The sequence below is a fragment of the Leptolyngbya boryana PCC 6306 genome, from assembly GCF_000353285.1.
GTDB lineage: Bacteria > Cyanobacteriota > Cyanobacteriia > Leptolyngbyales > Leptolyngbyaceae > Leptolyngbya > Leptolyngbya boryana.
Genome location: NZ_KB731324.1, coordinates 1,940,807 through 1,961,874, shown reverse-complemented (window position 1 = coordinate 1,961,874; position 21,068 = coordinate 1,940,807). Strand labels below are relative to the sequence as shown.

Genomic DNA, 21,068 nt, shown 5'->3' with positions numbered 1-21,068 from the left:
AGCGAGAGCGGTTAGTAGCATCCTGTTTACCCGGATTGACACTTCTTATAGCGTTGATGAGATGATACCCAATTCAAATGCTTCTGAAAGCAATGACATCGGCAGGTCAACTTGTTCACAGACGCGCTTACCCCAGTCTTGTAGAAGCTCAACCCGCGATCGCGAAACTTCTAAAGCCAATTCTGCCGTCTCTAGGAGTTCTGAAAGAGTTGGGTTAGAAGACTTGGCTTTATCGCTCGCTTGGACTTTGGGAGATAAATCGGCTTCGGTTCCCAGCCAGCCGACTGCGATCGGTTTCGTCCCTTGAGGGGTTTCGCAGTAAACCACGTCGCCATCTGTTTTCTGAACTGTCACTTTCTGCCCGTGCAAGGGGTTTGTTGGCTCAACTACAATCCGTTCATCTCCCGGCTGCAATTTTGCGGTTTGAATAGCAGATTTGACAGCTTCTTTGGTGATTTTTTTACCAGATTGAGCGCGATCAATGAATTCTTGCCGTACTTCACTAGGCGTTGAATCTGATGCCAGTAGATACAGCGCAGATGGCGCGATCGCGTCCAAATTCCCAACCGTTTGGAATTTATCTGCAACGAGCATGTAGTTATTTGCGGTCTGATGGCTCCATTGGAACTCACGCGAGAGCCATTCGCCGAAGTGCCCATGACCTAAGCGGGTTTTGACTTCAAGTAATTTCACCCCAATCTCGATCGCATCATGAACTGTGCGCTTCATAATGCTACGAATCTCAGACGTGCGTTGTTGCACAATGATTCGCGTTTCTGTGTCTAGTAAATCGTACCGAAATTCAGGGGCTAGAATTCGTGTTTCCATCTGTTAGTTCGCAGCGCTGCTTTAGCTTCAGTAAGCCCTGGTCTAGCCACTCCTGAACATCAACTAATGATACTTTGCGCTTACGAGCAATCTGCGCGACTGATTTACCTCTTAGGCAATGTTCAATCACGACTGACTGAATTGGTTCTGGCAGAATTGCTAGATGCTGCTTAATCCAGGAATAATCCCGCTCGATTGGGATCTCCTCCGCAGGCTCATGAATGACTTCATCCAGTGATTTAACAGGGGCAAGATTTCGAGCCTCGATCGCATTCCGCAGCTTCTGAGCAGAAACTTTTAATCCTCTCGCCAGCACCGTCTCGTCTAGCTCAACTTCCAGTATTTTGACTAACCGCTTTGCTCTGGAAGAGAGTTCAATCTCTCGCCGTGGTTTTTTGGGGCCAGCGCCGTAATCATCGCGTAGGGCGTGCTGAATTTCGCCCTGAATGTACGGCACAGCAAACGAGCTAAATGCTGCCCCTCGGTTCGGATCGTATTTTTCAACAGCCTTAATTAGTCCGATCGTGGCGATTTGCTCCAAATCCTCATACGGCTCTGGGCACTGATCCTTAAAGCGGTGCGCGATTTCGCGTGCTAGCGATCGATTCCGGATCACAAGTTGATTTCGCAGATGGATCGCTGCTTTTCCGTTCGGATTCGTCGATCGCAGTCGCGCATAAGCTTCAAATAGTTCGTGAAACCGCTGCTTATTCATAGTTTACAAAATTCTTTACAGTTATTTATCGACAGAAAATACTATGAAGTTGCTATCAAGATTGAATCTTTCTATCCTTTGAAATAGCTAGGCTTTGACTTCTCTGATTAAATATTTTTAGAACCTGAAAATCACTTAGAAATCACAAAATCCGATAGGATTCCCACAGCTATGGATATCAACTTGATCGAGTTTGAGGTGGGAGATCGAGTCCGTCCACTCTCAACCACAGCGCAGTGGCGAGATGAGAAAATGATCGTCGATCGCGTTTACGACGATGGGATTCTGCGCCTAGATATCAGGGTTTACTTTCGCACAGGTGGAGTTTTCTTGATGCAAGGGGTTTCAGCGCATTGGTACGAGCACTGGAAGAGTCGAAAATCACTACGTAACGGATCTGCTCATATCAGGCGCAAGCGCAGGCAGATGCGATCAAAGCTGACTTGAGCGAGCTAGAACTGAGATCAAAACTGAGATCTCAAAAAGACATAATTCTGAAAAGCCTGTATCAATTGCCACACACTTCAAGGTAACAAGTTTGGGGTAGTAGGGGTCGTGGGTTCAAATCCCGCCGCTCCGATTAGATGAAAGCCAGTCTATGACTGGCTTTTGTTGTTTCAGGGCATAGCTCTCAAGAATTGCTCAATTCTCAATAAGGGCTTCATAGAATGTCACTTCCGCTAGGGAAAACTCAGACATTGGTATGAAACTGGTATGCGATACCACTCGTTTCTTGTTCTACATAAAGAACATATACCAATGCCCAAAATTGAAAGCTTTAAAGGGAATCTGCGCCTTCGTTGGTCGTATCAGGCTAAGCGTTATTGCCTCACGCTTGGATTAGCAGATAGTTCCCGGAATCGTTTGATCGCGCAGATGAAAGCCGATGAGATTGACCGCGACATCGCTTATGGGCAGTTCGACCCTACTCTGGTCAAATACAAGCCGTCGCTTGAAGCACGACATTTGCTCAAGGTGGTTGACCTCTTTGAAAAATTTATCAAGGCAAAATCAAGAGAAATCTGTTCGCAGAGCCTGATCAAATACCGTGCCACATTGGGATATTTGCAGCAATTCTTTCGAGAACAGCAGGCGAAAACGGTGACTGCGGAGAAAGCCGATCAGTTTCGGCAATGGTTATCAGAGCGCATTTTGCCCAATACGAAGCGCCCAATGAGTGCAAATACACTGAAGGAGAGGGTTACTTTGGTGTCGGCTTGCTGGGATTGGGCGATCGAAGAGAACCTGCTAGACAAGAACCCTTGGAAGAAAATTTGTAAGGGCATCAAGCCAGGGAAGACTCCTCCGCCTAACCCATTCACTGTGGATGAAGTGAAGGCAATTATCGCAGGGTTCCGAGCCGATCGTTATTACTCGTTCTACGCCGATTACGTCGAGTTTATGTTCGGCACTGGGTGTAGACCTGGGGAGGCGATCGCGCTGCGTTGGAAGCATGTGAACGAGGACTGCTCCTCAGTTTGGATTGGAGAAGCTTATTACCGTGGCATTCTGAAGACAACTAAGACAGGCGCATCAGGGCATATTCCCTTGAGCAAGTCTTTGCAACAGTTGTTGCAGCGAAGGAAGGCAGTCGGAGTCAGTCCTGATAATCTTGTATTTCCCCGTTCCAGTGGGGGCTATCTGAGCGATCGCGATTTTAGGCAGCGCGCATGGACAAAAGTATTGGAAAAGCTAGATATCCCCTATCGAAAACCCTACGGCACTCGACCAACTCTCATTAGTTACTGGCTTTCTCAAGGGGAAGACCCTACAGTCGTGGCGAAACTGACTCGAACCAGCGTGAAAATGATTTATGAACATTATGCAGGTGTAATCAAAACTAACGTAAGACTACCTGAAATTTCATAGAGTCTGTTTCCCGAAGTAACTTAGGGAAACGTGGTAACTTTTGATTGAAACCCTTATATAGCAGGTAACTCCGGAGTTACCTGCTATATTCGTTTTTTAGGTTGGAGAGCTTCTGAAACCCTTATACAGTAAGAGAAATACCCAGTTACCTATGGAAGTTGTCTTTCCGAAGTAACTTAGTAACTTCTGAGACTGTATGTACTCTTCAGTCTTCCTAGATAGTAGCCAGTAGGTGTTTCATATTCACCAAAAGCTGAAAGAGATGACATAGAGAGCCACTTTAAAGTAACCTCTTGCCATCAGCAGGCGCTTCGTGTAGCGTAATCATACGTTTGTACTATATTTTTATGGCTGATCACGAACCTGTGTCCGATTTCGCTTACATGCTTGACCGAGATGAGCTATTACGAATTCGCGACTTAAAGCTCCTCACGAGCGATCGCGATTATGTCTTTTTTGCGTTGCAGATTGATTATCCTAGCAAGCTGAATCCTGCCATCGATGTCATTGCCTTTTGCGATCGCTGGGATCTGGATGAGGGTGATCTTTACAAAGCTTTGGGAGAGTTACGGAAGAAGGGGATTGTCGTCTCGATTTCGAGTCAGTTGAACCTTAAACTCTCCTAATTCGCTTAAAATCGGCTTCACCGTCTCTGTTTGGCTGATTTACGATCGCTCCTCTCAATCAAGATCTTCCAAAAGACGATCGAGAGCCTGTGCTGCATGAAGGACACGAATCATTTCAAGCACGGTATCAGCAGGTTGCGGATGTATTTCTAAAGAGGAGATCGCGTTTTTGCGCCCACCAGTCGTCGGTGACTTCGATCGAGTCGCCGCTTTCGAGTCCTTCTTGAAGGAGTTGATCGAGATGCTCACGCGATCGAATGGTGAGATGCTCAGGCGCGCCTAAGTCTGGTGAATTGTCTTCAGTCTGAAGCGATCGCGTAAATTCCAAAACTTGATGCTGAGCATCAGACGGGAGTTTGCGCCAATATTCTAGGAGTTGCTCTTCGGTACTCATGATGCGTTCTCCAGTCTAAAAATCCATACAGCACAACGATCTCTTTCCTAATTTTACCGTTTGCGTTTGGTTGATTTACGATCGCTCACTTTCGCCCGCTCTTGCCGAATCCGATCAAGCAATACCGACGCAGGCTCATCATCGGGATCTTGCGGCACAAGTTCACCGCGAAAGGCTTTGGCAAGAATGGCTCGATCGAGCTTCTCAAGCCGCGCTTTTGCATCTTCGTATTGTTGTTGAATACGATCGATAACTCCAAATAGCGAATGAATTTGCTTTACTATTTCTTTCTGTTCTTCTAAGGGGGCGAATGGAATAGGAGCTTCGGCGATGTCACTCATTGAAACACGCTGATGCCCAGCAGATGATTTAGCCCGTCTAGTAATAACTTCTCGAACAACCGGATTAACAAAACAGAGTTCGCTGTAATCAACATATGCCTGATCAACTAACTTTGCACAAAAAAGACGATCTGGATATTGAATTTCTGCTCCACTTAAGTTGCGTACTACTGCACAATTAGCCACATAGTCTAAGCTTCCGCTCAGCCGAGTGAACAATAGATCACCTTCACAGAGGTAATTATCAGCATTTGTACTCTGCTGCTGAGTTAGAAAACGTATGTCTTGAAGGTCAACTTTTCCTGGTCTAACACTACTCGATCTTAAGATTGGATACTTTGTGAAATTATCTTGAGGTACTTCTGTAGAGCCAGAGCGAAACGCAGTCATTATTTCTTTGAAACGAATCCATTGCCATGAAGCGGGAATGGTTGGTAACTCTTCTACAGTGAGCGGAGTAGAATCTTTTGCAAATTTTTTAATTTGTTGTTTACACTGTACTCTAGTCTTCTCTAATAAAGCCTGTGCAGGTTCAACATCAGGATTTTCTTCGCGCCAATCGGCGGTCAAGTCCCCTCGGAAGGCAGCAGCTAGGACGGATTGACGGAAGCGATCGCACATCTGCGGTACCGCTTCCAGTGCTTCTCGCGCTTTTTGGGTCTTCGATCGAAGCTCCTCAATTTTGGCAACGATGCGTTTTTGTTCAGCGATCGGAGCAAGCGGAACTTTTAAGCCCGGCAAGACACTGGTATTGATATATGGTTGATCTGATCCTTGTAAGTTATCGCAAATCATCTGAATAAATGAGGGAGACATGGAATAGTGAAAGAAATATTCTTTCATCTCCTCTACGAAAAGTCTGAAGCAGGCTACTCGCTGATAAAGTATTGCAGGTAAATCTTCTTCCTTAAGACAAGCTATTTTTAATAGACCGTCGAGGATTGGTCTATTTAGTGCCATTACTATGTCATTCTGCTTCAAAAAAATCTCTGGATATTGCAGTGCAATGTCTTGTGGTAAAAAGTTCTGCTGCTCCCAAGTAATTTTGCCAAAAGAAACATTAGCTATTTGAAGTAATTTTGTACCGAATGAGGAATAATCTTTCTTCTTGAATGCTTCACCCGAAGTAATCGATAAAATATCTCTTATTTCCACCCACTGCCAACCTTCAGGTAATTCGATTAATTCATCACTCATCGCTACTAACAATCTCAATAATCACAACTTTCAACGGTGGCAAACCTTCCTGAACCGTTGCCCAAATCACGTTAACATCAATCCCCCAATATTCATGCACCAAAATATCGCGCATTCCCGCGATCGATTTCCAAGGAATCTCAGGATACCGATTCCGAACCTCATCCGGGATCTTCTTCACCGCTTCGCCCAAAATCTCGATCAACTTCACAACCGCTAAAATCTTTTCTCGGTTTGCTTGAAACGCTTCAAACTCAACCCCTGCTGTAAAGTTCTCGATCTCTGAGATCGTGTCCAAAATATCCTGCAAAAACTCAGACAGAGATCGACCCGTCATACAAAAATCACTTCTGACAACACTCGTTCTCGAATCCGTGGTTTCATCCCATGCTTCGTCACCACATCGACCTTCACACCCATCAACTCACTCAAAAAGCCCCGCAATTCAACCAACTTAAACAGCGTTGGAGCTTCCTCATAATCGATCAGCACATCCACATCACTCGTCTCAGTCTGCTCACCCCGCGCATAAGATCCAAAAATCCCCACCTCAGTCACTCGATACTGATCCCGCAAGAGCGGCTTACTTTCCCTCAGAACTTGTCGAATTTCCTCAATTGACTTCATAACATTTTCCCCTCACATCCCTACTCCTCCAATGGCGGCAACAACGATTCAACCTGTACTAACAAATCTGGCAAAATCGCTTCAATATTATTCCAAAGTCTCTCCTGGATCACCTGTTCATACCGATGAGCAATCACATTTCTTAGACCAATAATATTTCTCCAATCAATCTCCGGGTGCGCCTGCTGAAAATCCGGTGAAATTCGTCGTGCTGCCTCTCCTAAAACCTCAAACTGACGCTTGATCGCGCTTTGTAGTAAAGCACTATTCAAGTAGTCCCCCAATGTGCTGCCCGCGCTAAATTCTTGAATTCGTCGAATCGTCTGCGCCATGTCCCACAGATCTGCAATATCCCGTTCATTCGCCTGCATAAACTACCCGATGCGACTTCAAAATATTATTTCGCCGATAAGGGTTTTTTAACTGTTGTTTCTCAAGCAAATCCACTTTTCGATCGAGCAATCCTTCTAGCTCTCGCTGCATATTCATCACATCGAACAGATTCCACCCCGAATTTTGGTCAAATACCACTAAAACATCAATGTCGCTGCGATCTTCGCCCTCTACCCGAAAATCATCCCGCAGCACCGACCCAAACAATGCAAACTCAGTAACTTTCCAGCGCCGACAAAACTGGGCGATCGCATCCTGCGACACCTTTAAGCGATCGTGCAAAATCCGATTTAAATCGATCGTCTGCTCAACGCTCATGAATCCTCCTGCTTGCCTAACTTGATCTTAAAGCAGCGGCAACCCAACCGAAGCCGTCACCGCCTCTGCCGCTTCCTCCCCTTCCAGCAACACCATCAGCGCTTCCATCTCCTTCGTTGCCACCTGTAACCGCTCCAAAATCTCCGCCGCAATCACTTCTGGCTCTTGCAACTCATCCGACTGCAAACTCTCATCCCGCAGCCAAGAAATATCTAAGTTATCGCCCCGTTTCGCGATCGCCTCTCGCGTAAAGCAGCGAAACCGCCCCGTCTCGCCTTGATCAATCCGCTCACTCTGACCATTCGGGTCAGTTCCGTAACACTGCTCAAACTCCTGAAAATGATCCCGCGTCAACGGAATCCGCTTCCCAAAGCTCGGCATATTCGTCCGCATGTCATAGATCCAGACTGACTGCGTGTTGCCCTTCTCAGTCGTCCCACGCTGGAAAAACAGCACATTTGTCTTCACACCCTGCGCGTAAAAAATCCCCGTCGGCAAGCGCAAAATCGTATGCAAATTGCACTTATCCATCAAATCCGCTCGAATCGATCGACCTTGCTTATCTTCAAATAGCACGTTATCCGGCAACACCACTGCGGCACGTCCTCCGGGCTTCAGCGATCGATAAATATGCTGCAAAAATGCCAACTGCTTGTTGGAAGTTGCATAGGTAAAGTCATCCCGTGACGGCAGCCCGCCTCCCTTCTTCGTCCCAAACGGCGGATTCGTCAAAATCACATTTGCCCGTTTCAATCTCTGCCCATCTGAAGAAAGCGTATCGCCCAACGCCACATCCCCTTCAATTCCATGCAGCATCAAATTCATCAGCAACAACCGATGAGCATCCTGCACCAACTCAATGCCGTAAAACGCCTGCTGCCGCTGAAAATCTTGCAGTTCTTGAGGCAGATCGTAAAGCTCGTCCGTCTGTTCTTTAACGAAGCGATCCGCAGCAATCAAAAACCCACCCGTCCCCGCCGCCGGATCTTGCACCAGTTCTCCCACTTGCGGCTGAATCAGCGCCACCATCGAATCGATCAACGGTCTCGGCGTAAAATACTGTCCCGCTCCTGACTTTTTCTCACTGGCGTTCTTTTCGAGTAAGTTCTCATACAAATCGCCTAATCCTTCCCGCTTTGCAGAATACCAGTCAATTTCATCCATACTCTGAACAAGCTTCTTGAGAATTCGAGGTTGTTTCAGAGCAGTTTGAGCATTCGCGAAAATGGATTGCACTCGCTTTGAGGAATCTTTTGAACCGAGATGAAGCAGGAGCGATCGATAAAACTCCAATTGCTCCACGCCATTTTTGCCGACCAAATCCGCCCACCGATACCCTTCAGGCAACTGATGATCGTTCTCCGTCTCCTGCATCATCTTGAGAAACAGCAGGTAGGTCAATTCCGTGACGTACTGCAAATACGTGATGCCATCGTCTCGTAGAGAGTCACAGAGAGTCCAAAGCTTTTGACCAATATCAGTGGTTGCAGTCATGAGAAATCACGAACGATCTCGGTGAAATATCGAACCTATCCAGAGTACGCCAAAACCAGCTTGAGTCAAGCGTCAATCAAATTAGTACATCCGATTTAATCTAACTTAACCTGATCGATCACCCAATCAAATACTGCCAAGAACTGTTGCAAACTCGCTTCGGGCTTGAGCACTGCTAATGGCAGCGAAGGACGTTTCGTAATCACCGATTCAGGCAGAGAAATTCCTTCGATCTCATTCAGTCGAGTTAAAAGCTCTACACGCTTACTCTCGACATCAAACGGATGCTTATTTTGGAGATACTGAAACCCGATCTCGATCGATCCTGTCGTCCAAATTGAAAAAAGCTGATAATCTACCCCGCGATGGCTCAAAATCGGCATCACTGAACCATATTTCGACCCTTTGCCTCGCCACAGATAGAGTTCTTTTCGTCGCGCCCAGTCCAGGAGTTTATCAGCAATTTCAGCCAGTTCTGTTCCTCCTTGCCTCGATTCCAGTGCTTGACGAAAAGAGGCTTCATCCCACTGTCGGCTTGCAGAACTCGTTAAAGTCTTATTCTTTTGAGCTTCCACCGTCTGTCCAATTACTCTAGGCACCAACGTTTTCAGCCCTTCTCCCACAAACTGCTTGATTTCAACAGCGAGAACTTCTGCCGGATTCATTTGCACGTTCAAAAATTCCACTACACGCTGAAGCTCTAGTGGAATTTGATCTGCGACGAATAGCATTCTGATTTTGCCGATTTGGAGATTAGTTGCAACCTGTTGCCAAAACTTCTCTGTATCAGCATCACCATCGAGAAATTCTGCTAAAACTTCCTCTGGTTCTTGGGCTTGGGTTTGGCAGTTCGCCTCAAAGCTGGCACGGATTCTCTCAGCCGTCCAATGAACAACGCCATTCGCGGCATAATCCAGCATCTGTCCAACCACTTCACGCCGAATTCGGGTATCGCTGCTCCGCTTCACCTCGACCAGGGTGAGAATTCCATCTTGATCAAGAAATAAGTGATCCACAAACCAACGCCCTGCACCCGCTTCTTCAAATGGAACTCCCATTTCGCGAGAGATCAAAAGCCAGCGTCTCGGCTCACCACTGTTAATTTGATCCCCGGCCAGCAGGTTTGGATATTTCTCAAGCAGTTCCTGGAGCAATGCCTCTGAGTCATACGCTCGTTCTGCCATCTCAACCAGTTGCCCGTTCTCTTGAATCACAAATATTCCTGCGCTCATCGTAACCCCCACACATTCTGAAACCTACTGCAAGTCAGCCCTAACTCACGTCTTCCCAAAGCTGCTCGCGAATCTCGACGACAATCTCATCTAGCTGTCCGTTAAACATCTTATTCAATCGCTCAAACCCACCGCCATCGGCTTTAAATGCGCCTTGATCGAAACTCTCGCGATCGACAATCACTTCAACCTTAAGTTGCTTCCCAATCCGCTCCAGCCACCGACGCTGGGGCGGTGTCCAACTCCGACTGGCAAGAATCTTCCGCATGGCGCGATCGACTCGCTCACTGTAAGGAATTAGCGCATCTCCTAAAGCTGCCTGACGAATAAAGCCAATAATCGAAGCTGCAATATCTTCATTCGTCGTCTCTTGCCATGCAACTTGTAAGTTTTTCTCCGTGTAGCCTTCAGAATCCAGTAAGAATCGAATCTCTTTGAGTTGCGATCGCGTCAAATCCCGTGGACGTTGCGTCACCACAATCAAGGCTGGAACCTTGTTGAGATTGTCCAACAAGAAAGCGCGAAAACTTTCTAGATAGTCTTGGGGACGTTCTGCCGTACCATAACCTCGCTCGATTCCCCGCAGCTCATCCGCGTGATAAGAAATCAGAATTGGCTTAACTCCGCCATCTTTACGATCGAGAATTTCTCCAATGCTTTGACGCTGCTCAAACCAAGCTCTTAATTCATCCGGCTTTTGCTGTTTGAGATAGCCCACCAAATCTGCAACAGGAACACCTGCAATCGCTTCCAACTGCGATAGCTGCGTTTCACTGAGATGTCGCCGCTTACGCTGAAGTTTGGCAAGCAGTTGATCTAGGATGCTTTCAACAGCAGCAATTGATTGAACTGTACCGATTTCATTGACCAATTGCGTGAAGGAAAGCTTAGGATCAACTGCTATCGGTTTCATCGACGAAACAGGCGCAATCGCCGTGTACAAATCTACCGCGTCGAAAATCCGAAACACCTCTTTACCGTCACAAAGACGGGTTGCTCGTCCTAACATCTGCTCATACAGAATTCGTGAGTTCACCCGCCGAATAAACACCAAATTACAGATCGAAGGCACATCAATCCCGGTTGTCAATAAATCGACTGTGACTGCCACTTTTGGGTAAACCTCATTGCGAAAGCGCCGAATCCATTGCGATGGCTTATCTGCTTTCCCGGTAATTTTTTGCACTGCCTCGTCATCGACGCTACCATACTGGTCAGCGAGGGCTTTACGGAGTTGCCGCACAACGATATCGGCATGATCATCCGTGACACAGAAAATCAACGTCTTTTCAGGCAGTGCCGGATCAAGATAGGGCGCGATCGCCTCACACACCACCCGATTAAATTCCTCAGTCACAACCTGTTTATTAAACTGCTCAATCTCCAGCCTCACCTCATCGGGAGCATGAACCAAATCAAGTTCACCCGTTTGAGGATTAAAAAATTCCATACGATCGCCGGGTTTCCAGACCATGCCATCTTCCGACAACGCCGTCCGAATCCGAAACGGAGGTTCATGATCAATCAGCCAGCCATCGATCACCGCTTCTCGATAGCTATAGGTATAGACCGGATCACCAAAAATTTGCGTTGTATGTAATGCAGGAGTTGCAGTTAGCCCAATCTTAACGGCATCAAACTGCTCTAAAACTCGACGATATTTCGAGACATAATCGTCGAAATCCCGAAACTCGATTTCTTCGTCGCTCAATTCACGATCGAGCAAATATCCGCGATGACACTCATCGACCACGATGCAATCGTATTGATCTGCGGTTGGGACAGCACTTTCATCCGTCGGATAAAGAATACGTTTGACTAAACTTTGTACCGTGGCGACGTGAACCTTAGTATCTCGATCCGGTTCAGTATCTTTGAGCGTTTTAAGGTCAAAAATATCCGTGAAGGTCTGCAAATTCTCCATTCGAGACTCTTTGAACGCATTCTCAGTCTGTTCTCCAAGTGCAGTCCGATCCACCAAAAACAAAATCCGACGAAATCGCTTTGCTTTGAGCAGGCGATAAACCAGCGCAATACAAGTCTTAGTTTTTCCGGTCCCGGTTGCCATTGCCACGAGCAATTTTCGCGCTCCTGTGGCTAAAGCTGCCTCGACCGAGTGGATGGCTCGGATTTGATAGTCTCGCAGCTCTAAACCATAGTTGAAGCCTTCTTGACTGAGTTTGATATGAGCTTCATCCACATCTTGAGCCAGTGCATCGATTAAGCCTTGAGGCGAGTACCAAGTTTGTAATGGACATCGTAGATTACTTGGGCGGCGCAAGTCACAAAACCAAATCCCGCTCTTCGTCTGAATCTGCTGCAAAAACGGTCGTCCGTTCGTAGCGAACACAAATGGGACATGATACTCACCCCACGTTCCGCTCGAAAGAATTCCATCTCTTGCTTCAAACCCCCGACTATATCGCTTGGCTTGGTTCAGTGCCCCTTCCGCAACATCAGTGCTTTGCCGCTTCGCTTCCACAACTGCCACAATTTGCAGCCCGACAAACAACGCATAGTCGGCTCGTCCCCCACGGGTAGGATACTCAGAGATCGCGATGTGCTGTCCTTTCTGCGGCCGCGTCCCCTTTGCATAGGTTAATTCTTCTGAATCGACCTCCCATCCCGCACGCCGTAACTGCTGATCGATCAATCGTCGGGTTTCTCTCTCATCGAGCACGATCGTCACTTCGGCGCTCTGTGCCTGTTCAACGGTTTGTTGAAGCACTTGCTGAGATTGCTGCTTCGCATCTTCCTGAATCTTTTTTAGATGCGCTTCCACAGCTTGACGCTGTGCCTCAATTTCCGTGGCTAATGTTTCCGCCGCAATCCGTCGTTCCGTTTCCGTTTGTGCTGCCAATTGCGCGGCAGCGATCGCAGCTTCACCCTGCTGAATCTCTTGACGCAGCCGTTCTAACTCCGTTTTGAGAGCTTCGGTTTCTCGAACTGGATTGGGCGGCGGTAAAAATGGGCCAGGATCAAAAGCCGGATTTTTCGTGAACGTGCGATGAAACCAGGTTCCAAGCCAACGCGCATATCTCAAGCAGCTTAATGCTGTGCGCTCATTGCCCTCTAAACCATGAGTCGCCTTGTTTCCCTCAATTCGCAATTCGTGAAATAAGCGATCAACATCTCCACGCAAAATGCCCTGATCGCGCAACCGCCTGAGTAAATCAACTTGCCGCAACTCTGGCTCGTATAAACCCGCTTTCGCTGCGACGAGCTCTGCCAGTAATTCGCCAAACTGCCGGAGCTTGATCAGACAAGTGTTTGGGTCAGTCGGAAAATACTGCTCGGCTAACGCACCGAGCCGAACCAGTTGACGATCGTGAACCGCTAGAAATTCAAAGTTGTACGAAGTTGGCATCGCAGCAAGTGTGTAGCAGCCTATGCCGAACCCGTAGGACAGCAGGCGAGGTTAGGACACCTTTCTAATTTGCATTGCTCTGGTTAGATGGAGTACCAGACTTTAGTAGAAAAGTTAATACGAGTATAAAAACTATCCAATAAATTTCCCAGCTTTTCGATTTGAACTTTGAGTAAATTAAGCTTCATTCAAGGATTTTGCTGAATCAGTATTGCTCTGAATCCACGTATTAATCTGGTCTTGAATGCTACTTTTCAATGAATTGTATTGGTGACTGGCCTCTTCTCCAAATCCGCCAGCCTCAATGTGTCGTTGCAGAGACTGAATAATCGGAGTGGCAATACTCAAACCGAGTAATGCATTGAATCCTGCAACCACTACAGGTGCAGAGAGCAGCACTGCAAATTCAGGAAACAATGCGAGCACCGCAACAAATATTAAGAAGAAAATTGGCGTACTTAAACCGACGCTTTTAAGTGTGTCCAGAAGAAGCTGCTTGTATTCCTCAACAGTGATGTCCCCACGGTAAAGATCCAAAGAATAGGCGATCGCCACTACAACAACTTGAGTCAATGTCGCTGTTAGGGTAACGGTAACACCCATCCGGGCGAGTGCGCCTGAGTTCCGCACGATTGAATCGACAGCATTGTAAATCCGAATGTAAACCTGTTCCCCACCTGTCATGGCTTGTGCTCCACGACGAATATTATCGATGCCCATCTCCCACACGATATTATTTGCTGCGTTTGAGCCACCCTGGGAACGAGGTGTAATATGGCTACCGTGTTTATCTGCAAGAAATTGGCTAATTGCAGTTTGAGGATCACGACCCAGTTTTGAGGTTGCTGGAATTTTGTTGAATAATGCCATCACGTCCGCATCTGTTCTGGGCAAATCTATCGTGCGAACTCCCGCGCCATATTTCAACCGCTGAGCAATTTTTGGCATTTCTCTTGCTAATTCTTCAACCGTCTGAGGCAACGCGGCGAGCGCTACTGCAAAATGAGCACCTGTTGTCCCTAAACTTGCTGCCGTATAAGTCACTTGTTGGAGGGTTTGATTGGCAAGGGCAGATGAGTCTTCTGCCCACTGTCCGATCTCTTCTGCACTGGAAGTCAGAAACTCCGCAGTCGCTTCTTTAGCAACATCAATAGCCTCGCCTGTTTTCTGAGCCGTTTCCTGAGCAGCACTCTGGGCAGCCTGCAAAAGTTTCTTCGATTCGCGCAGAAAATCCATTCCAATCTCCAGATCTGTTCATTCGTTCGGTAGTGTTCTAGATATGTGGATATATGGCAGAATGAAAACGATGTGTTAGAGGGCTGAGTCGAGATGGTCCTAGAACCTGTTCAATGTCCCGATTGCCAGAGTGTGGATGTCGTTAAGCATGGTCGCAGTGCTGCTGGAAAACAACGGTATTGTTGCCGTAACTTAGAGTGTTCGAGACGATCATTTATCTTGAACTTTAGCTATCGAGGACGACTGCCTGAAGTCAAAGCGCAAATCAGCGACATGGCAATCAACGGCAGTGGTATTCGTGATACCGCCAGAGTGTTGAAGATTAGCCCAACGACTGTGATTGAAACGCTGAAAAAAAGTCAAGTCAACTTGAACAAGTAAACATAAGTCTGCTCGAACAGCACCAACCGGATAACACTGCAGTCATGGTCGTCAGAGTCGAGGCGGCGGAGATGGACGAGATGTGGAGTTTTGTCGAGTCAAAGCAGCATCAACGATGGTTGTGGCACGCGATTGACCATCAAACTGGAAAAGTCCTTGCCTATGTGCTAGCCACCCATGAAGACTCAGCTCTTAAGCAACTTCAGCAACTGTTAGCTCCTTTTTCGATTCAACGGTTTTACACCGATAGTTGGGGAGCTTACTTGCGATTGCTAGATGAGCAGCACCATACGGTTGGCAAAGCCAACACACAGCGCATTGAGCGGAAACATCTAACTTTGAGAACTCGGATCAAGCGGCTTGCCAGAAAGACGATCTGTTTTTCCAAGACTGAGAAGATGCATGATACTGTGATTGGATTATTCATCAATCGTCATGAGTTCGGGCGAGCAGTATAACGTTATGCCCACACATCTAGAACACTACCGTCAGTTGCCAGCCGTTCAGTTTCTTGTTTCGCTTGCCTTTCCTCAGTCATCCTATCCGGGACACTCCTAATCTGTCAGGTCTGCCTGCATAAACTGCAAACTCCTAACGTGGATTTCATCACAACCACAAAACACTTACATCCATTAGGAGATATTGCACCATGAACTTTCGTCCCTCTCTCAAAACAATTCAAGCACTCGGTTTAATGGCAATGACGACTGCAACCATGACAGCGACTAGCATGACCATCAATCCCGCTCCCAGCAGTGCCCAAACGATCCCACCCAGATTATTTCAGTTCATCAATAAAGGTCTCTACGTCGCTCGCTATGAATTGAGCTATAAGGTTAACGGTAGATCCTTCACTCATAAGACAGGGGATGTTGTGATCAACCGATCGGTCAGCTTTAAAGTGCCTTTCAATGCAACCGATATTCGGACTGAAGGCATTCTCTTCACGGGCTTATTTAATGAGACCAGACGAGTCTTTTTTCACCGCTTCCCTACAGTCCCTCAGAACACATGTTTTACTACTTTTGGGACAACATTGCATCCTCAGCAAAACCAAGACTGCCGCTTGTAAGCGTAGCAAGTGTGCCATAAGCCGTCGTGAATCTCTGAGCCTGCACTAGATGCGACCCAAATGAAAGGAGAAACCCAATTGGGTAAGTTACCCTAAGGTATTTCTTCATGATGGCAGCATGTTCAACCCTGCTCGCTGCTCTATTCACGCTGGCATTGATCAAAAGAAGTCCTAGGCAAGTGCCCTATGCACTTGTCTAGCTTGTCACCAGAATTTAGCACCTGTTGAAGTCTGACCACTCTTAAGAAATCCAAACACCTCGCGCTACTTACTCGAATTCCGATGTATTCTAGGCGACTCAGTTTACATCGTTCATCCTAGTATGCAATTCTCGAAACGGCGAGCCGCGAAACGCTCGATACAACAACGCATCTCTTTGACTGCAACAAGTCTTATGCTCAGCTTTGGCGCTGTGCTCAGCATTGCTCACACTTCGGTTGCAGAAGTTGTGAATATTACACTTTTACATCTCAATGATATTTATGAAATCACCCCGATTGAAGGAGGTAAACGAGGCGGAATGGCACGGATCGCAACATTGCGAAAACGGCTTCTTGCTAGGAATCCCCGAACGTTTACTATGCTTGCAGGTGATGCACTGAGTCCATCCGCGTTAGGCACTGCAAAAATTAATGGTAAACGTCTCGCAGGTCAGCAAATGGTTGCTGCTATGAATGCAGTTGGCTTCGACTACGCGACTCTGGGAAATCATGAATTTGACATTACGAAAGAAGAATTTTTACAACGTCTTAGTGAATCAAAATTTAAATGGTTTTCGAGCAATGTCGATAATGAGTTTGGGCAGCCTTTTCCGAATGTAGAACGCGCTCCGATCATCATTACTCAAGGCGATCGCGGTAACACAGTTCGCATTGGATTAATTGGACTAACGATTGATAGTAATCCCGCTCAATATGTCCGCTATCGTGACCCGATTGAAACTGCAAAAGCTCAAGTTGCTGCAATGCGTGGAAAAGTAGATGTAATTGTGGCTCTGACGCATCTCAGTCTTGCAGAAGATCAGCAGCTTGCGGTTGCTGTGCCCGAAATTGATCTGATTCTGGGTGGACATGAACATGAGAACATTCAGCAATGGAGATTTGTTCAGCGCCCAACTCGATCGGCTCGCTGCTTTGACCAAGGAACTCCGATTTTCAAAGCAGATGCCAATGCTCGAACCGTTTATATTCATACGCTCAGATACGACACGACGAGCCGCTGTCTGACGATCGACTCTCGACTGCAACTGATTACCGATGCGATTCCTGATGATCCGACGACAGCTAAGGTTGTGCAAGAGTGGCAGCAGAAAGGGTTCCAAGGCTTTCGCGATAGTGGATTTGATCCGGCTCAAACCATTGCGACGACCTCTGAATATTTAGATGGACTAGAAGAAAGCGTTCGCAATCGATCGACGAATTTGACTGATTTGATTGCAAAATCAATGCTTCGAGAAGTTGGAGATGCAGAACTTGCAATTTTTAACAGTGGGAGCATTCGGATTGACGATCGCATTCCACCCGGAAAAATTACCCAGTATGATGTGATTCGGATTTTGCCATTTGGTGGGAAAGTACTCTCGGTGGAAATCCCCGGAGAATTGCTGAAACGAGTTTTAGATCAAGGTCGCGCAAACCGAGGTGCAGGTGGATATTTGCAAATGGCGAATGTGCGATATGACGAAAAGTTAGGATGGTTGATTCAAGAGCGATCGCTTCAGACGAACCGAAGTTATAGAATTGCAATCAGTGAGTTTCTGATGAGTGGCAACGAACAAAATCTTGGATTTTTGTCGCTGCAAGCGCCCGGAGTGAAGCGGATCGCAGAAAAACGAGATATTCGATTTGCTGTGATTCAGGAAATGCAAGCCATGAAGTAACAGGCAACCCTCTAGAGAGTGAGGTTGCAAAAAGTAAATTAGACCACGATTGAACGATCGCCCCGTTAGGAGTTTTTTATGAGCCAAACTGTCTCTGATCCGTTAGTTGATAAAGTTGTCGAAACGCAGTATCCGATCGAAGCTGTGATCCAAAATCGCTGGAGTCCGCTTGCGTTTTCGGATCGTCTCGTCGAGCCAGAAAAACTGAGAAGTGTGCTAGAAGCCGCACGCTGGGCAGCTTCTTCTTACAACGAGCAGCCGTGGAATTTCATTGTTGCGACAAAAGACAATCCAGCAGAATTCGATCGGCTCTTAAGCTGTTTAGCAGAAGGCAATCAAGAATGGGCGCAGAGTGCTCCTGTGCTGATGATTTCGGTTGCTAAGCTCAATTTTGAGAAGAATGGAACTCAGAACCGTCACGCCTTTCATGATGTTGGAGCAGCCGAGGCAAATTTAGCGATTCAAGCGACTGCGTTAGGACTGCATGTTCACCAAATGGCAGGCTTTGATGTTGAAAAGGCAAGAGAACTATATGGTATTCCTCAAGGTTATGAGCCTGTCGATGCAGTCGCATTAGGCTATCTCGGCGATCCTTACAGCCTGTCAGATAAATTGCAGCAGAGATTATCGGCTCCGCGATCGCGCAAACCTCTAGAATCATTTGTGTTTACAGGACGTTGGCAACAATCTTCAAATCTGCTGAGATAGCTCCAGCGGTTGACCATCTTGAAAGACGAGCAATTCACCGGGTTGTATCACTGTCCAAGTTTCATTATCTGTCAATGCAGTCGTGGCAATGACTGCAACCCGGTCGCTCGATGTCGTTAGCTCTTGAAAATCAACGGTAATGTCTTCATCAATCAAGTGTGCTGCGGCAAACGGAGCTTGGCGGACAATGTAGCAAAGTTTGGTTGAGCAATGGGCAAAGAAGTGTTCACCGTCGGATAGTAAGTAGTTAAAGATGCCATGTTGAGCAATCTTCTGTGTAATCGATTGCAAGGCAGCATAGAGTTCTGCGATCGCAGGTTTTCCATCAGGAAATTGTTGCCGAATGTAGTTGAGCATCAGACAAAATGCCTGCTCGCTGTCGGTTTGTCCGACCGGACGATAAAACCCTTTGTGATCGTATTGCAGCGATGGTAAATCGCCATTATGAGCGAATACCCAATAGCGTCCCCACAATTCTCGGCGAAAAGGATGGCTATTTTCTAACCCAACCGCCCCGATCGTCGCTTTGCGAATATGCGCGATCACATTCATTGATTTGATCGGATATTGGCGAATAAAGGCAGCGATCGGAGAAGAACTTGAGGGATTGTCATCGAGAAAGATCCGACATCCTAAACCTTCAAAAAAGGCAATCCCCCAACCGTCTTTATGATCGTCTGTTTTCCCACCCCGCGCACAAAATCCTTCAAACGAGAAGCAAATATCGGTGGGCACATTACAGTTCATCCCCAATAACTGACACATGATGACTCCCTAAACTCACACACTACATTTGAGTGTGCGATCACTTGTTCCCGAGTTATACCATTTTGGCTTGGGGGAGACTGATTTTAGGGCGAGTTTTTGTTGCCACTTTGTATGATTGATCAAGGGAATCGCTTCTTTTGTTCTGTTTCTTCTACAAGTTGCGCGATCGCGGTAAATAATGCCCTTGCGGGTTTCCTAAGATTTGTCCTCGATCGTAAATTAGGTTTCCTCGCAAGAAGGTTTGCTTGACTCGTCCGGTTAGCTCCATCCCTTCAAACGGTGTATATCCTTGTTGTGACAGAGATTCAGCAGCATGAACTACAAAGGTTTCATTCGGATCAACCAGCACTAGGTCAGCATCATAGTCGATCGCAATATCTCCCTTTTGCGATAATCCAAATCGTTGAGCCGGATTCCAGCACAGTAACTTTGCGATTTGATTGTAAGACAGCCCCCGCTTGCTCCCTTCACTGACCACTCCAGACAGTAAGTATTCTGTTCCGCCAAAACCTGCTTTCGCAAGCCAAATGTTGTCTGGATCTTGAAGACTAGCTTTCTTCTCCGCAGCACAGCAAGCATGATCGCTGACAATCCAATCGATCTGACCTTGAATCACCGCATTCCAAAGCGCTTCAACATCCGATCGCGGTCGAATCGGAGGATTGACTTTTGCCCATTTGCCTGTCGGCGTTTCGACATCTAAGAGAAGATGACCTACTGTAACTTCTCGCTTGAAATTGATATGAGGAAAGATCGTTTGCATCATCAGTGCTGCCTCGATCGCTTTACGAGAACTCAGATGCAGCAGATTGATATTGATACAGTTCGTTTCATGAGCGAGATAAGATGCAATACAAATTGCTAAGCCTTCGGAATGTGGAGGACGCGCAGCACTATAGGCACTGAGTCCTGTGAGACTTGAATCTTGCTGAACTATCTTGGTGTAAGCATTCAGAATATCAGCGACTTCACAATGGAGACTGAGGCTAATTGCCTCATTGGGATAGCGCTCTCGGAGTTTAGACAAGCCTCGCATAATAAATTCAAAATGAGCAAAATCATAGCGCTCTTCTTTGTTGATCATTAAGAAGAGATTTTGCTGATCAGACAAACCATGCAAGCCATAGCCTCCATAGAACATAAAGATTTTGAACGAAGCAACGCCATGCTGCTCAAATAGCCATTGCATTTCATCAATATGTTGAGCACTGATCGGTGCAATGTGATAGCTATAGTCAACAAAAAAGTTACCTTCTGATAGAGAAAGTACCTCTGGAAAAAAATCTTTGTACGAGCCGCCTTTGTTCAGGTAATACTGTCCGGTGCGCATGTAATTGAGGCTCGTCGTTACGCCTCCCATTGCAGCAGCTTTACTTTCTGCGATCGCATCTTGTTCAAGGGGTCGATAAATTCCAATATGCATGTGAGCATCGACTACACCCGGAAAGCCAAGCAGATTTTGAGCATCGAGGACTTCTTTGGCTTGGTCAGCGCTGATTTCGGGTGAAATTTGAACGAATTTCCCGTCTTTGATCCCTAAGTCGAGGCACTCAACTTCAGATTGGTTGGGGCGGACAACCCGCACATTTTTGATCAGTTTATCCAGCAGATTCACAACGCCTC

21 protein-coding genes are annotated in these 21,068 nt (G+C 46.8%); 7 read left to right on the top strand and 14 right to left on the bottom strand.

The window, feature by feature from the left end:
* Nucleotides 1–45: 45 nt before the first annotated feature.
* A complete protein-coding gene (locus LEPBO_RS39935; RefSeq protein ID WP_017287374.1) occupies nucleotides 46–828 on the bottom strand; it encodes a DUF3102 domain-containing protein in 783 nt (260 codons plus the stop codon).
* The gene (locus LEPBO_RS39930) at nucleotides 803–1,543 is read right to left on the bottom strand and encodes a sigma-70 family RNA polymerase sigma factor (protein ID WP_017287373.1); all 741 of its coding nucleotides are present in this window, start codon (nucleotides 1,541–1,543) and stop codon (nucleotides 803–805) included. Before LEPBO_RS39930 ends, LEPBO_RS39935 begins: the two co-directional genes overlap by 26 nt.
* 171 nt (nucleotides 1,544–1,714) lie before the next feature.
* On the opposite strand from LEPBO_RS39930, the gene LEPBO_RS0109755 reads away from it, so the two are divergent.
* The 3 genes from LEPBO_RS0109755 to LEPBO_RS0109745 all read left to right on the top strand — a co-directional run bounded on the left by LEPBO_RS0109755 (nucleotide 1,715) and on the right by LEPBO_RS0109745 (nucleotide 4,038).
* The gene (locus LEPBO_RS0109755) at nucleotides 1,715–1,990 is read left to right on the top strand and encodes a hypothetical protein (RefSeq protein WP_017287372.1); all 276 of its coding nucleotides are present in this window, start codon (nucleotides 1,715–1,717) and stop codon (nucleotides 1,988–1,990) included.
* A 312-nt stretch (nucleotides 1,991–2,302) separates the two neighbouring features.
* On the top strand, nucleotides 2,303–3,412 hold the full coding sequence (locus LEPBO_RS0109750) for a tyrosine-type recombinase/integrase (RefSeq protein ID WP_036045614.1): 1,110 nt from the start codon (nucleotides 2,303–2,305) through the stop codon (nucleotides 3,410–3,412).
* A gap of 347 nt (nucleotides 3,413–3,759) precedes the next feature.
* Nucleotides 3,760–4,038: a hypothetical protein gene (locus tag LEPBO_RS0109745; protein WP_026148530.1), complete on the top strand. Its 279-nt coding sequence runs from the start codon at nucleotides 3,760–3,762 to the stop codon at nucleotides 4,036–4,038.
* 127 nt (nucleotides 4,039–4,165) lie between these two features.
* Here LEPBO_RS0109745 and LEPBO_RS36645 read toward each other — a convergent pair whose 3' ends face one another.
* The 10 genes from LEPBO_RS36645 to LEPBO_RS0109690 form a co-directional block, all read right to left on the bottom strand.
* The gene (locus LEPBO_RS36645; RefSeq protein ID WP_017287369.1) at nucleotides 4,166–4,432 is read right to left on the bottom strand and encodes a hypothetical protein; all 267 of its coding nucleotides are present in this window, start codon (nucleotides 4,430–4,432) and stop codon (nucleotides 4,166–4,168) included.
* A gap of 53 nt (nucleotides 4,433–4,485) precedes the next feature.
* Nucleotides 4,486–5,970 carry a restriction endonuclease subunit S gene (locus LEPBO_RS0109730; protein WP_017287368.1) on the bottom strand — a complete coding sequence of 495 codons (1,485 nt, stop codon included), beginning with the start codon at nucleotides 5,968–5,970 and terminating at the stop codon, nucleotides 4,486–4,488.
* Entirely contained in the window at nucleotides 5,963–6,307 is a 345-nt protein-coding gene (locus LEPBO_RS0109725; protein WP_017287367.1) for a HepT-like ribonuclease domain-containing protein, read from the bottom strand. The genes LEPBO_RS0109730 and LEPBO_RS0109725 overlap by 8 nt, the downstream gene beginning before the upstream one ends.
* Nucleotides 6,304–6,597: a nucleotidyltransferase family protein gene (locus tag LEPBO_RS0109720; RefSeq protein WP_017287366.1), complete on the bottom strand. Its 294-nt coding sequence runs from the start codon at nucleotides 6,595–6,597 to the stop codon at nucleotides 6,304–6,306. The genes LEPBO_RS0109725 and LEPBO_RS0109720 overlap by 4 nt, the downstream gene beginning before the upstream one ends.
* A gap of 20 nt (nucleotides 6,598–6,617) precedes the next feature.
* Nucleotides 6,618–6,968 carry a HepT-like ribonuclease domain-containing protein gene (locus LEPBO_RS0109715; protein ID WP_017287365.1) on the bottom strand — a complete coding sequence of 117 codons (351 nt, stop codon included), beginning with the start codon at nucleotides 6,966–6,968 and terminating at the stop codon, nucleotides 6,618–6,620.
* Complete coding sequence (locus LEPBO_RS0109710) at nucleotides 6,955–7,308, bottom strand: nucleotidyltransferase family protein (protein WP_017287364.1); 354 nt, start codon at nucleotides 7,306–7,308, stop codon at nucleotides 6,955–6,957. The genes LEPBO_RS0109715 and LEPBO_RS0109710 overlap by 14 nt, the downstream gene beginning before the upstream one ends.
* A 27-nt stretch (nucleotides 7,309–7,335) precedes the next feature.
* A complete protein-coding gene (locus LEPBO_RS0109705) occupies nucleotides 7,336–8,802 on the bottom strand; it encodes a class I SAM-dependent DNA methyltransferase (protein ID WP_017287363.1) in 1,467 nt (488 codons plus the stop codon).
* 95 nt (nucleotides 8,803–8,897) lie between these two features.
* On the bottom strand, nucleotides 8,898–10,034 hold the full coding sequence (locus tag LEPBO_RS0109700; RefSeq protein ID WP_017287362.1) for a PDDEXK family nuclease: 1,137 nt from the start codon (nucleotides 10,032–10,034) through the stop codon (nucleotides 8,898–8,900).
* Between the two features lie 40 nt (nucleotides 10,035–10,074).
* Nucleotides 10,075–13,401, bottom strand: coding sequence for a type I restriction-modification system endonuclease (gene hsdR, locus LEPBO_RS0109695; protein ID WP_017287361.1), 3,327 nt, complete (start codon nucleotides 13,399–13,401; stop codon nucleotides 10,075–10,077).
* 177 nt (nucleotides 13,402–13,578) lie between these two features.
* Nucleotides 13,579–14,637 (bottom strand): hypothetical protein, encoded by a 1,059-nt coding sequence (locus LEPBO_RS0109690; RefSeq protein ID WP_017287360.1) that lies wholly within the window; start codon nucleotides 14,635–14,637, stop codon nucleotides 13,579–13,581.
* A gap of 93 nt (nucleotides 14,638–14,730) precedes the next feature.
* Between LEPBO_RS0109690 and LEPBO_RS45595 the strand changes: the two genes are divergently transcribed.
* The 4 genes from LEPBO_RS45595 (at nucleotide 14,731) to LEPBO_RS0109665 (ending at nucleotide 18,677) form a co-directional block, all read left to right on the top strand.
* Nucleotides 14,731–15,476 (top strand): IS1 family transposase gene (locus LEPBO_RS45595; RefSeq protein ID WP_455565126.1). Its coding sequence is split into 2 segments (ribosomal slippage): nucleotides 14,731–14,986 and nucleotides 14,986–15,476, totalling 747 coding nucleotides; the frame shifts between segments, so codons are not numbered across the junction.
* Nucleotides 15,477–15,667: 191 nt separating this feature from the next.
* Nucleotides 15,668–16,090 (top strand): hypothetical protein, encoded by a 423-nt coding sequence (locus LEPBO_RS0109675; protein WP_017287359.1) that lies wholly within the window; start codon nucleotides 15,668–15,670, stop codon nucleotides 16,088–16,090.
* A gap of 322 nt (nucleotides 16,091–16,412) precedes the next feature.
* On the top strand, nucleotides 16,413–17,969 hold the full coding sequence (locus LEPBO_RS0109670; RefSeq protein ID WP_017287358.1) for a bifunctional metallophosphatase/5'-nucleotidase: 1,557 nt from the start codon (nucleotides 16,413–16,415) through the stop codon (nucleotides 17,967–17,969).
* A 78-nt stretch (nucleotides 17,970–18,047) separates the two neighbouring features.
* Nucleotides 18,048–18,677: a nitroreductase family protein gene (locus LEPBO_RS0109665; RefSeq protein WP_017287357.1), complete on the top strand. Its 630-nt coding sequence runs from the start codon at nucleotides 18,048–18,050 to the stop codon at nucleotides 18,675–18,677.
* Here the strand turns inward: LEPBO_RS0109665 and LEPBO_RS0109660 are convergent.
* Both LEPBO_RS0109660 and LEPBO_RS0109655 read right to left on the bottom strand, forming a co-directional pair.
* On the bottom strand, nucleotides 18,660–19,442 hold the full coding sequence (locus LEPBO_RS0109660; protein ID WP_017287356.1) for a class II glutamine amidotransferase: 783 nt from the start codon (nucleotides 19,440–19,442) through the stop codon (nucleotides 18,660–18,662). The genes LEPBO_RS0109665 and LEPBO_RS0109660 overlap by 18 nt on opposite strands.
* 154 nt (nucleotides 19,443–19,596) lie before the next feature.
* Entirely contained in the window at nucleotides 19,597–21,060 is a 1,464-nt protein-coding gene (locus LEPBO_RS0109655) for a dihydroorotase (protein WP_017287355.1), read from the bottom strand.
* Between the last annotated feature and the right edge of the window lie 8 nt (nucleotides 21,061–21,068).